This is a genomic window from Acinetobacter sp. CIP 102637 (assembly GCF_000368425.1).
In the GTDB taxonomy this organism is placed as follows: Bacteria; Pseudomonadota; Gammaproteobacteria; order Pseudomonadales; family Moraxellaceae; genus Acinetobacter; species Acinetobacter parvus.
This window is the reverse complement of the sequence record NZ_KB849435.1, coordinates 193,483-205,849: the sequence shown is the minus strand read 5'-3', so window position 1 is coordinate 205,849 and position 12,367 is coordinate 193,483. Positions and strand designations below refer to the sequence as shown.

Genomic DNA, 12,367 nt, shown 5'->3' with positions numbered 1-12,367 from the left:
CTCGCCTTACAAAATGTACAATTCAAATGTACATCTAAATAGGACAAATAATATGAACAACATTCCATTTAGCCAAGTCCGAGCCAATCTTGCGCAACTGATACAACAAAGCAAACAAGGTCAACCGATTTTTATTTCACAACGAGGGCAAACCTCTGCGGTGCTCTTATCTTTCAATGACTATCAAAAATTAGGTCATCAGCCACAAAGTCTTATGCAGGCATGATCAGCATGGCATCAACAACATATACAAGATTTACAAAATGAGACTGATGATTTTCAGCCTGAACGCTCACAAGAACAGGGGCGAAATTTTTCATGGTAAATTCTACCCTATCTCATATTAGTTATCTCCTAGATACCAACATCATTTCTGAACTGATCAAGCCCCAGCCTAATCCACACATCATTTCGCAATTTCAACTGTATCAATATGAAATTGCGATTCCGAGCTTAGTTTGGCATGAACTGCGTTTAGGTTGGCTTAAAATGCCTCAAGGCCAACGTAAAGAAATGATTGGTTCTTTTTTACAGACATTGTCAGTCTGATTCCCATTGTTTCTTATCATGAATCTGCTGCCAAAATTCATGCTGAAATTCGCTTAGAAGCACAACAAAATGGGCTTAATATTTCCTTTGCAGATGGACAGATTGCGGCAATCGCAATGGCTCAAGGCTTACCTTTGGTCACTCGTAATAGCAAAGACTTTCAAAATATTTCAGGTTTAAGGTTGGTCAATTGGTTTATATAACCCGCATTTTTCCACGCTTCAACATTTTCCATCACATCAGGCTTTAGCTTAATCAAACGCGCAACAACATCAGTCATTTTATTTCCCCTCTATAAAACTGTGCTCTTTTTAAGCAAATCGCACCACTTTTCATCAAAATTACAATTTAAATTCTAAATTGGTGCTTTTTTTGCATTAAAAAATCCATCAAATTGGGTTGTTCCACGACAGCTTGAGTTTTTAGATTTACTAAATCTATTTTGGTGCAAAAAACGAATCAAATATTTGTATCAAAACCGAATTTAGCACTTTTTTTGAGCACCACTATGCAAAACGTAGATCTATTTTTCTTACTGCTCGGTGCAGTACTGGTATTAGCAATGCATGCTGGCTTTGCATTTTTGGAACTGGGCACAGTACGCCATAAAAACCAGGTCAATGCGCTCAGCAAAATCTTAACTGATTTTGCCATTTCAGCAATTGCCTATTTCTTTGTGGGCTACTGGATTGCATACGGACAGAACTTTTTCCATGCAGGCACTACCTTGGCTGCCGATCATGGCTACAACCTGATGCGCTGTTTCTTCCTGCTCACCTTTGCCGCCGCCATTCCAGCGATTATCTCTGGTGGTATTGCTGAACGTGCCAAAATGCGCTCCCAAGCCATTGCCACGCTGATTCTGGTCGCGCTGATCTATCCATTCTTTGAGGGCATGATCTGGAATGGCAATTATGGCTTGCAAGGTTGGCTGGAAAAAACCTTTGGTGCTGGGTTCCATGATTTTGCAGGTTCAGTGGTGGTTCATGCCATGGGTGGATGGATTGCATTGGCGGCCGTGATTTTGCTGGGTGCTCGAAATGGTCGCTATAAGAATGATGGCCGTGTCAGTGCGCATCCACCATCATCCATTCCATTCCTTGCCTTAGGTTCATGGATTTTGATTATAGGCTGGTTTGGCTTTAACGTGATGAGCGCTCAACGTGTGGAGGCTATCTCTGGCTTAGTTGCGATCAACTCATTGATGGCGATGGTTGGCGGTACTTTGGCAGCAAACTTTATGGGTAAAAATGACCCTGGTTTCCTGCACAATGGTCCATTGGCAGGTTTGGTCGCAATCTGTGCGGGTTCGGATATTGTGCATCCTATTGGTGCATTATTCATTGGCGGCGTTGCAGGTGCCCTGTTTGTTTACCTGTTTACTTATACACAAAACAAGCTCAAGGTAGATGATGTACTGGGGGTATGGCCTTTACACGGTGTCTGTGGTGCATTTGGTGGCATCGCTGCGGGTATTTTGGGTCAGCAGGCTTTAGGCGGATTGGGTGGCGTGTCCATCATTTCCCAAATCATTGGTACAAGCTTAGGTATTATCATTGCGCTGATTGGTGGTTTTGTCGTGTACGGCATCTTAAAAGCGACTTTGGGTATCCGTCTTTCTCAGGAAGATGAATATCGCGGTGCAGACCTTTCCATTCACAAAATTTCGGCAAACTCTGAAGAATCCATATTCTGATGTGGTTTAATGATTAGAAACAAGTATTCCTAAAATTTCCCTTGTATGTGCAGACCTCACTACAAGGGAATAATTTTAAACATAAAAAATTTATTTCAAACATACATTTTAAATGTATTAGCTCGCTCCACATTTATTTTATAAATTTGTATTACCTTATAATATGAATAACATTTTTATTATAATAACTGATGTTACGCACCTAGCCTATATGTTGTAAATTTTCAAAAATTCAACCACAATATATTGTGGTGAAAGTACCCAAAAATACACTTACTGAGTAACATCAGATAATAATAAAAATTATCATTCAAATAAATTTAATTTTTCTTTAAGTTTTGGTTAATTTTATATTAAGTTCCATCATTTTAAATCTCAGTCCAATCTGCGCCATTATTATTTATTCATTATGTTAATGAAATCCCCTTTTCTCTTATGGAACAGTTGCCTACTTATTCTCAGCGGGTTGGTATTGATTTTTGTATTTCCAGTCGCTGGACAGATTGATTTATCTCTTATTCAACCCTGGGTGGATAGCACAGGACATTTCCAATTAAAGGGCGACTGGTATTTAGCCATCCTAAGTCATACTTATGTGAAGAAAATCCTGACAGTGGTCTACATCATCTTTTTTGTACTTTGGTGTTTATCATTTAAGGTTGAGAAACTGAAAGCAAGACGTTGGCAGTATGGCTATATGTTTTGGGTCAGTATGTTATGTACATGCATTATTGGTCTAATGAAAGCACAAGCTTCTCATGCTTGCCCATGGGATATGACCCATAAGACTGTCACAGGTTTTATTTGGGATTATTCCGCAACTGCGGGACACTGCTTTCCAGGTGGACATGCCAGCACAGGCTTTGCCTTGCTCACAGGCTACTTTACCTACCGTTTACAGGACAGAAAACGTGCATGGTTTTATTTATTTGCAGGTTTAACACTGGGTTTTGCGATGGGCTGGGCACAGATGATGCGTGGCGCACACTTCCTCAGCCATAATCTCTGGACAGGCTGGATTTGCCTAACCATTAACTTTGTTCTCTATGCGGTCACTGAAAAATACCACGTATCGCTCCCCGACCGTAATTCCGTACCGCAAGCACAGCTTGATGTGGTAAAGTGAACACCTACTACAAGTAAGTGTTTATAAACATCAGGATGTTTTTTGCTGGCCTATGTCTGACTTTCAAACTTTTTTAGAATCGTCTTTAACCACACAACAGAATTCGATTGAGGCCTACCAACTCAACATCGGCAAGGTCTGGCTTAAAAAGGCTTCCGAGCGTCATGGTTTATGGCTCTACACCCCACTGAAATGGCTGGCAAAAATATTCAACCTCGGTGCAATCATGCCTGTTCCCAACCGAGGGGGATCAATCGCAATTCAGTGTGAATTCAAGCGTATTCAGCAACTCAGAGCATTAGGGGTTTCCACGCCAAATGTGTTGGCAGTTTCGGAAAAAGGCATTTTATTACAGGACATTGGAATACAGCATCAAAGCCAGATTCAGCAACTAGATCAGGCGCTTGCCCGCCGCAAGGAAAATCCTGATGCACAATTTCTACTATTTACCCAGGCAATTCAGTCCATTCAAAGCATACATCAGAAAGGTGGGTATTTAAGTGAAGCCTTTGCACGCAATATTCTAGTCGATGAGCAGAATCAGTTTAGCTTTATTGACTTTGAAACTGATCCACGTGATGTACTCAGCCTGCATGACTGCTTTGTACGTGACTGGTTGCTGTTTATTTTCTCAACGGCCTATCATTTTGAATTTGAACAATTAAATGATGCCAGCCTCATCCTGTACAAAGCGCTGCTTGCTGAGCCGCAAGTCTATAAGGACATTGCCAAGGTTGGAAAACGCCTGAGCTGGGTACTTAATTTCAATGTAAGCAAGGTCGGTAATGATGGAAAACGTATTCAGAAATGTGTGTTGTTTCTGCGCGACCTTAAAGAACACGCTGAAAACGCATCAGCATAGTTTTCTCTATGCATGATGCTCCAGTTTTTTAGGAAGTTTTACCAGCACCGATAAACCGCCTAAATCAATACTTCTTGATAAAGTGAGTGTGCCACCCAAACGCTGCGTGGCCTTATCCACAATTGAAAGTCCAAGACCGCTGCCCACTTCCAGATGATGATGCACACGGTAAAAACGCTTCAAAACCTTGTCGTATTGGTCTGGATCAATGCCCTGCCCGCTGTCATCAATCTGCACGTAGGCAAAGCCATCGGTATCATCATAAACCGAAATATTGATGATGCCCTGATTCGGAGTGTACTTGATCGCATTATCAATCAGGTTAAAGATAATCGAGTGAACGGTTGGCTCAAGGCTTTGCATTTCAATCAGGTCATTACGCTCAAAGCCCAGATCAATTTCTTTCTCCATTGCCAGATTGACCAGTTGCTCCACGCAGTTCAGTGCCACATCATTCAGGTAAAACTGGGTGTTTGGTTCAATCAGGCTTAATCCAACATCCTGTTTTGCCAAGGCCAGCAACTGTGTTACCAAGTGCTGAATACGTGCCAGTCCCTTGCTGAGGTTTTGCAAAGCCTCATGTTCAGGAAACTGGCTAATCAGAATCTTGGTTTGCAGGTTCAAGGCGGTGACAGGCGTCCTGAGTTCGTGTGCCGCATCGGCAATAAACTGTTTCTGTTCGGTCTGTGCGTGCTGGATCCGTTCAAATAAACGGTTCATTTCCTCAATGGTTGGAATCAACTCCTGCGGATATTCGTCACTATCAATTGGTGCCAATCCCTCAGACCCTCGTTGGGTCAGCTCAGTTTTAAAGTCTTCCAGTGGTTTTAGGCTTAAACTGATAATAAAGGCCAGTACAATGATCGCAAATGGCAACATCAGGATATAGGGAATAAACATGCTGCCCGCTAGTTCCCAGGCAAAGCTTTGACGTACCTTTTCCTGCTGGCTAATCTGGATTTGATAGTCTTTTAAGGGAAATACATAAACCCGCCATGTGCCCTGCACAGTATTTTGGGTATAAAAACCCGCCTGTTTTACAGGGGGAACCAGTAAATGGGTTGGGTGCCAAAGGTGGCTTTGATCTTTATATGCCCAAATATCAACCAGTAAATCCTCTTCATGGTAACTGCGGTGCAGTTCTATTTTGCTGGCAATCTTTATGATCGGTTCAACGGCGGAGCGTTCAGCCATATACTGCATCTGGGTATCCAGAATTTCATTGACCTCATGCAGGGCAATTTTATAGGCGGTAAAAATCAGCAAGCATCCAAGTAGAAGACTAAAGACAGATGTTCCCCAAATCAGTCTTTTTTTCAGTGAATATTGCTTCATTTTTTTCATAAATAATCAGGGTTGTCCCAGTCTGTAGCCTAGCCCACGAATGGTTCGAATAAAGTCCTTGCCAAGCTTGGCACGCAAATGGTGGACATACACCTCAATGGTGTTGCTTGTCACCTCACTATCGAAATCATATAGCTTGTCTTCAAGGTTGGCTTTGGAAAAGATTTTATTGGGATGCGTAACCATTGGGATCAGGATGGCCCATTCACGGTTGGACAATTCAATTTGCTGCCCTTTAAAAGTCGCCAAATGCTGTTCCACATCCAGCGTCAACTCACCACTTTTAATTAGCTGTGACTGGTTTTTCAATAAGGCGGTTTCTGAATTTCCACGGCGCAATAGTGCATTGATACGGGCCAGCAATTCATCAAACTCATAAGGCTTGACCAAATAGTCATCCGCACCCTGATTCAGTCCATCCACCCGATTCTGCAACTGGTCGCGTGCCGAAATAATCAGCACAGGAATTGAGGTACGCTGGCGAATCTGTCTGAGAATCTGCATACCATCCATCAGCGGCAGGCCTAAATCCAGCAGAACCAGATCAAAAGACTGTTTGGTCAGCAATGCCAAGCCATCGACCCCATTATTGACTCCCTCCACTTCAAACTGATGATAGCGCAGCAGGGTCATTGTTGACTCTGCAATCATAAAATCATCTTCGATCATCAAGATTTTGGTCATGATTTCATCACACCTTATGGATTAGGAACATGCTGCCAGCATATCGTTGTTCGGGTCGATCACCTTGCTTTTGACATCTAGCAGGCTCAGCATGGTCGGGAACAGGTTATCCTGACTCAACTCCTGCCTGCCCTGTTGTGCCAAACACTTGACCTGTTGTTTTGCCTGATTTTTCCAGACAGTGGAGAACCACATCAGCATCGGGATATGGGTTTGTTGCGTTGGTGCAATCGCATAAGGCGCACCATGCAAATAGATACCGCTTTCACCTGTGGACTCTCCATGATCAGATAAATACCACAAAGCAGTTTGGTATTTCGTTGTATTTTTTAATGTTTCAATCAGGCTGTCCAAAACATAATCGGTATAGAGCAAGGTATTGTCATAACTGTTCAGCAATGCATCTCTGCTACAACCCTGAATGGCGTTGGTGTCACAGGTCGGCTTGAACACTTTGAATTGTGCGGGAATACGTTTATAGTAGGCTGGTCCGTGACTGCCCATTTGATGCAGTACAATCAAACGTGGACGATTGTCATCTTGCGGAATTGTGGCTAAATAGGCCTTAAAGCTATCAATCAGAATATCGTCAAAACATTCCTTGTCCTTGCACCATTTCTGCTGGATGGGTTCAGGAATCTTGAATTGATTGACACGGTCACAGGTGCCTTTACAGCCTGAATTATTATCAATCCAGGTCACCTGATAACCCACTCGCTGGGCAATATCCAGTAATCCCTCACGGTGGCTGGCAAGACGTTCTTCATACTCTTTACGCGGCATACCTGAGAACATACAGGGAACCGAAACCGCGGTTGCCGTACCACATGAACTGACCTGCGAGAAGTTTAAAATATCCTGTTGTGACAGTTTCGGATTGGTGTTTTTGCCATAACCATTTAAGGAGAAGTTTTCAGCACGGGCGGTTTCTCCCACCACCAACACCATCAACTTGGGTAAAGATGAATCTTGTGCTTTTTTCATCACCGCATCTTCACCATACACCATCAGTGGTAAATTTTCTTTAGGTGCTTTCTTCTTATAATACGAAGCAAAGGAAGCAATCATGTTCTGCGGCGAAATCATGCCTTTCAGGTCACGGTTTTCACGAAAGATTGCAGCAAAATCAACATAGAAAACAAATAATAGCCCTAACACCATCGCCAGAGAGACAACAGAAGCAATGACCTTGTGCAATAGCTGACGAATGATGGGTTCAGGTTTGATTTTCATCATGAGAATCACAATAATCGGCAATACTGTCATTCCCAAAGTCCATGTCACCAAATGCCATGACCAGGTATCACGCGCTTCCGCAATATCAGTCTGCATCAAGTTCTGGATTTGGTCAGATGTAATGAGTACGCCTAGTGTATTCACTGCATAAGCGGCAAAACCACCAATAAATACCAGTACAATCGCCAGAGGTTTTGCTGTCCATTTCCAGTTAAAAAGCTGGAAAATAAAGTTATAGGCGGCAACCACAATAATGATTGAAGCGACAACAAATAATCCTGCCTTTACACCATTATATGGCGTCAGCATGTGTATTTTTTCAAAAAAGGCAATATTTAAAAATACACCCAACCAAATTGCCAGTAATAAATTAAATACAATTAAAGAAATAGGTTTTTTCTTTAAATTTTGAAAAAATGTCATCATTACAGTCTAAACATCAATATCCTGCTTCTTTTTAAATATAAAAATACAAACTTAAAAATGACTTAAATAGAAAAAGACGATCAAGTGATCGTCTTTTTGTTAAAATGATAATGATATTAATTCTTAGAACTTAAATTCCAGACCTAAACCAGCAACAGGCTGTTTATCCTTTTTACTGGCCTGTTCAAGCGTTAAGTAACCTGCATAGCCATAAGTCTTTACCTGCTTGTTAAATGCATAGTCCACGCCACCAATGATCTGTTTGGCCTCAAAGTCAGCCGTGGTATCCTTAAAGCTGGTGGTGTTCTGGCTGTACTGACCTTTTACTGTCCAGTTCTTTGCCTGTGGAATGGTGTATTCCGCACCAAGCAACCAGCCCTTGGCATCATCAATCTTGTCTGCGCCTGCGGTATTGCCAGCCACATTCTCGACCTCAGAGCTTTGGAATAGTGCTTTCAGCGCCAAACCATTCACTGGGTTGACACGGCCAATGGCACGGATGGTGTTTGCCGCGGCAAATATCGCTGGGGCAGCCGTTGGTGAAATTGCCTTGTCAGAGGCATTTAAAAAGCCACGTCCAAGGAATGTGCTTGGAATGGCTTTATCATAGCCAATACCAGCAACCAATAACGGACTTTCAAAGCTTGCTGACGCTGACCATGCATCACCTAAACCACGGCCTGCTGTTTTAACAACACCTGATTTACTGGTATCAATTCCTGTTGCTTCGCCTGTTGCCAATAGGCCACTTACTTTAATGGCTCCGTCCAGTACAGGAACTTTTACTGCTGGTGATTCATAAACAACGACGTTGCTAACACGTGTTTCACCACCAAAAATTCCACCAATGTCGGCCTTATTGGCAACATAGTTGTTAAAAGTATCAACGACACTAGAAAGTTGCTTCAATGGCGTATCATGTACACCAATTTTCACTGTACCCAACTGGACATCTTTTAAACCGACAAAACGGTTACGCTGTGACCAGTCTGTACTGTCACCATCTGCGCTGAAGCCCCATTCAATAGCATAAACGGCACTTAAGCGGTCTGTAAGTTTTTCATCGCCCTTAACACCAATAAATGAACTATTTGAACTAATTTCCCAAACATCCTTGTTGGCCTTGGTTGCATTTTTTTCTGGTAGATAGTCAACACTGGCATCAATTTCACCGTAAATGGTCGGTGCTGCAAATGTTGTGGTTGCAAGTAAACCAAACACTGCTGCTGTTACAATTTTGATTTTCATTGTGTACGTCCTAGCTAAATTTGTAACAAATCCTACACATTAACTTTATATGACAAAACGATTAAAATCTTATTAATTTATTCCATTTTCGACTAAAGTTTAATTTTTAGACACTTTTTCAGTACCGTTTAACTCGATTTTTTCTTATCTCTTCATCCAGATTATTATTTTAACTATCAATCAATTAAGAAAATAAATTTATTTTCTATTTCAATAAAAACACCTTTATTCATAAAACAACTGTTTTTTATAAATTACTTCAATTTTCCATATAAAACATGACTTCAGCACATAAAACCTATTTCAATCGTAGGCCATTTTAGAAAAAATTGTAATAAAACTATATTTTCATCTTGCATTATTTTTCCAAAGGAATATCGGCCATAAACAGAAAATGGCAACCCCACAAATCATGGCTAAATAACGGTAATATCCGAGTACATCCCCTACGATTCCACTGATCAGATACAGCAAACCACTCACTGTCGCCATGACTGACACCTGAAAGGTAAAGTCTGTTCCAGCAAATTGCTTACGGCTATATTGCATCACCAAGGTCAACATCACCACCAACAGCATCGCGGAACAGGCATCTTCAAATGCGTTCACGGCATATAGCCATAACGGTGCAACCTGAACCTGCTGGTCATATGCATATGCAACAAAGGCATAAGCGACCAGACTCAGGATTTTCAACAGGGAAAATATGATCAGACACTGTGCCCGAGAAAAATACTTCAGCAGCACACCTGCACAAGCTGCCCCGATCAGCGCAGCGATGGCACCAAACATGGTGATAAACACGCCAATTTGGGTGAAACTCAATCCCATATCCACCATAAGCGGCTTTAATAATGGCCCTGCCAAACCATCCGCGACCTTGAAGCTGATCAAGACCATTAACCAGCTTTTAAGCGCTTTGGATGAGCTAAAATAATTCAGGTAATTCCTGATGGCCTGTATGAATGAGGGAGCAACCTGTGGATCATCAACGCTTGGCCTTGAATGAAGCGGTTCCCGATAAAATAAAACAGGTAATGTGTTCAGGAAAACCAGTACCGCCAACACAAGAAATGTTGCCTGCCAATGTAGCCAGTCCAGCCCCCAGAGTACCGCTCCACCACCGACAATAAAGCCCAGACGGGAACCGATCACCTGAAAGGTATTGCCCCAATGTTGCTGATCACTTTTAAGCAGGTTCACAGCAAGACCATCTGTGGCAATATCCTGAGTTGCTCCCGTAAGGTTCATGAGCAGCAATAGCACAAAAAAAATGATCAAATAGCTGGGTTGGTCCAGAGACTGAATGGGAAAAAAAGACAAAATGACCAGAATAAACACACTACATAATTGAGTGGGGACAATCCAGCTACGATAATGCCCCAAACGTGACAAGGCATAACGATCCACATAGGCCGCCCAAAAAATCTTGATTGACCACGGCAGCATCAACAACCCAAAGCCACCAATATGTGCCAGAGATACCCCCTGCGCCCTTAAAATCACGGGTAAGGCGTGGGTCATAAAGCCAACGGGAAGTCCCTGTGCCCAATATAGGGAAAACAATAAAATGTAAATCTGTCGGAGATTAGCCACTTTTTCAGTTTCCCTTGGCAAGCTATGGCGAAGCCCAAAGTATCCAATCCTTTCAGTGTCATGGCAATAAAATCTTATTTTTTGCCAATGCAGGCACTGTCATGAGGATTTAAGATGATAGGAGTTGTTCATGATCTATCTTCGCTTATGCCACAAGATTTTCCAGGTTTACCGCCCTTAGTTCCGCAACGTGGCAGAGCGTATAGTCGTGCATTGTGCAGAAAACTTTTCATTGGTCAGGGATGAAAAGTGGCTTTTATCATATTGCCCATGCCGCTGGTGTACCGATTGTGATGTTTTCTTTCGATTATGAGCACAAGACCATCTATAGTCTGGGCGCATTCACCACGACAGGACACTATCAGCAAGACCTTGAGAAAATTATGAAATGTTATGAGGGCCATTTCTCACCAAAGAATCCACACTGGCTGGCTGAACCCTTACAAAAACTTGTGAAAAAAAACTAGAAAATTAAGGGCAAATCTGCTCTGATGTGCCCATCTTTTTGTACACTTTATCTGCATTTAATATGAAAATTGCTCGACTGTCTTGCCTGACTTTACTTAGCCTGGCTTTATTTGGTTGTGATCAGACTGCAAAAAAAACACCGCCTACAACAGCAATCAAGGCCCGTGAACCTGTGATCGCACTGGCGTTGGGTGGTGGTGGTGCCAAGGGCTTTGCTCATATTGGTGTGATCAAGGTGCTGGAATCACATGGAATCAAGGCCAAGATTGTGACAGGCACCAGTGCAGGCAGCTTTGTGGGCAGTATCTATGCAAGCGGTCAAACACCTTATCAAATGCAAAACCTTGCCCTAAAGCTGCAAGAGTCTGATCTGCGTGATTTAACCCTCAACAGTCAGGGCATTATTTTAGGCCAGAAACTACAGAACTATGTCAATGCTCAGGTGGGCAATAAACCGATTGAAAAGTTCCCAATCCGTTTTGCTGCGGTTGCAACCCGTTTAGACAATGGCAAAAAGGCTGAATTTATTAAGGGCAATGCAGGTCAGGCAGTGCGTGCATCCTGTAGTATTCCGAACGTTTTTGTACCCACTGTAATTAGCAATACCAAATATGTCGATGGCGGTCTGGTCAGCCCAATTCCAGTAAAAACGGCAAAGGATATGGGTGCTGATATTGTGATTGCGGTGGATATTTCAGCCCGTCCAACGGGTGACAAACCATTGAGTATGTGGGGATTGCTCGACCAAACCATTAATATTATGGGACAGCAAAGTATTAATGAGGAGCTGAATCAGGCAAACGTCGTGATTCAGCCTAAAGTTGGTCATCTTGGTGTGCTTGACCTTAAATCAAGTAATGAAGCGATTTTAGAGGGTGAAAGAGCGGCTCAGGGTAAAATCGTTGCCATTCAAAAAGCCATTACTGATTTTAAGAAGTCCCCTGCTGCATTACAGCCAGCGCCTCGGGCTAAATTCTAAAAAAACAATATTAAGTCGTGGTGTGCATTTCAAAAATGCTTGCTCTATGAGTAAGCTTTCCAGCTCGCATCCCCCCCCATTCTAAAAAAACAATCTTTTTATATTCATAAAGATAATCATCTGCTAGAGTGGAGAAAGTGAATATTTTTTCAC

General features: G+C 42.3%; 10 protein-coding genes and 2 pseudogenes. 7 read left to right on the top strand and 5 right to left on the bottom strand.

Annotation, left to right across the window (positions count from 1 at the left end; translation table 11 throughout):
• Positions 1-52 precede the first annotated feature (52 nt).
• The 5 genes and pseudogenes from F967_RS13585 to F967_RS04130 all read left to right on the top strand — a co-directional run bounded on the left by F967_RS13585 (position 53) and on the right by F967_RS04130 (position 4,233).
• Positions 53-226: a type II toxin-antitoxin system Phd/YefM family antitoxin gene (locus F967_RS13585; protein WP_004681546.1), complete on the top strand. Its 174-nt coding sequence runs from the start codon at positions 53-55 to the stop codon at positions 224-226.
• A 92-nt stretch (positions 227-318) separates the two neighbouring features.
• Positions 319-752: pseudogene (locus F967_RS14660) on the top strand (type II toxin-antitoxin system VapC family toxin).
• A 305-nt stretch (positions 753-1,057) separates the two neighbouring features.
• Complete coding sequence (locus F967_RS04140; protein ID WP_004798378.1) at positions 1,058-2,245, top strand: ammonium transporter; 1,188 nt, start codon at positions 1,058-1,060, stop codon at positions 2,243-2,245.
• A gap of 409 nt (positions 2,246-2,654) precedes the next feature.
• Positions 2,655-3,371 (top strand): phosphatase PAP2 family protein, encoded by a 717-nt coding sequence (locus F967_RS04135; protein ID WP_004681549.1) that lies wholly within the window; start codon positions 2,655-2,657, stop codon positions 3,369-3,371.
• A gap of 52 nt (positions 3,372-3,423) precedes the next feature.
• A complete protein-coding gene (locus tag F967_RS04130) occupies positions 3,424-4,233 on the top strand; it encodes a lipopolysaccharide kinase InaA family protein (RefSeq protein ID WP_004798376.1) in 810 nt (269 codons plus the stop codon).
• A 6-nt stretch (positions 4,234-4,239) separates the two neighbouring features.
• On the opposite strand, the gene F967_RS04125 is transcribed toward F967_RS04130, so the two are convergent.
• The 5 genes from F967_RS04125 to F967_RS04105 form a co-directional block, all read right to left on the bottom strand.
• Positions 4,240-5,577: an ATP-binding protein gene (locus tag F967_RS04125; protein ID WP_004681553.1), complete on the bottom strand. Its 1,338-nt coding sequence runs from the start codon at positions 5,575-5,577 to the stop codon at positions 4,240-4,242.
• Positions 5,578-5,583: 6 nt separating this feature from the next.
• Positions 5,584-6,261 (bottom strand): DNA-binding response regulator PmrA, encoded by a 678-nt coding sequence (locus F967_RS04120; protein WP_004764020.1) that lies wholly within the window; start codon positions 6,259-6,261, stop codon positions 5,584-5,586.
• Between the two features lie 21 nt (positions 6,262-6,282).
• Positions 6,283-7,923, bottom strand: a complete 1,641-nt coding sequence (locus F967_RS04115) for a phosphoethanolamine transferase (protein ID WP_004798373.1) — start codon at positions 7,921-7,923, stop codon at positions 6,283-6,285.
• A gap of 123 nt (positions 7,924-8,046) precedes the next feature.
• Entirely contained in the window at positions 8,047-9,171 is a 1,125-nt protein-coding gene (locus F967_RS04110; protein ID WP_004798372.1) for a porin, read from the bottom strand.
• 348 nt (positions 9,172-9,519) lie between these two features.
• Positions 9,520-10,767: an MFS transporter gene (locus F967_RS04105; RefSeq protein WP_004798370.1), complete on the bottom strand. Its 1,248-nt coding sequence runs from the start codon at positions 10,765-10,767 to the stop codon at positions 9,520-9,522.
• Between the two features lie 242 nt (positions 10,768-11,009).
• On the opposite strand from F967_RS04105, the pseudogene F967_RS04100 reads away from it, so the two are divergent.
• Positions 11,010-11,234 (top strand): annotated as a pseudogene (locus F967_RS04100) (acyltransferase); the annotation flags it as partial.
• A gap of 62 nt (positions 11,235-11,296) precedes the next feature.
• Positions 11,297-12,214, top strand: a complete 918-nt coding sequence (locus tag F967_RS04095) for a patatin-like phospholipase family protein (RefSeq protein ID WP_004798366.1) — start codon at positions 11,297-11,299, stop codon at positions 12,212-12,214.
• The last annotated feature ends 153 nt before the right edge of the window (positions 12,215-12,367 follow it).

Coding starts and splice junctions, on each gene's coding strand:
- F967_RS13585 (WP_004681546.1), top strand. CDS start 53: ATGAACAACATTCCATTTAGCCAAGTCCGAGCCAATCTTGCGCAACTG.
- F967_RS04140 (WP_004798378.1), top strand. CDS start 1,058: ATGCAAAACGTAGATCTATTTTTCTTACTGCTCGGTGCAGTACTGGTA.
- F967_RS04135 (WP_004681549.1), top strand. CDS start 2,655: ATGTTAATGAAATCCCCTTTTCTCTTATGGAACAGTTGCCTACTTATT.
- F967_RS04130 (WP_004798376.1), top strand. CDS start 3,424: ATGTCTGACTTTCAAACTTTTTTAGAATCGTCTTTAACCACACAACAG.
- F967_RS04125 (WP_004681553.1), bottom strand. CDS start 5,577: ATGAAAAAAATGAAGCAATATTCACTGAAAAAAAGACTGATTTGGGGA.
- F967_RS04120 (WP_004764020.1), bottom strand. CDS start 6,261: ATGACCAAAATCTTGATGATCGAAGATGATTTTATGATTGCAGAGTCA.
- F967_RS04115 (WP_004798373.1), bottom strand. CDS start 7,923: ATGATGACATTTTTTCAAAATTTAAAGAAAAAACCTATTTCTTTAATT.
- F967_RS04110 (WP_004798372.1), bottom strand. CDS start 9,171: ATGAAAATCAAAATTGTAACAGCAGCAGTGTTTGGTTTACTTGCAACC.
- F967_RS04095 (WP_004798366.1), top strand. CDS start 11,297: ATGAAAATTGCTCGACTGTCTTGCCTGACTTTACTTAGCCTGGCTTTA.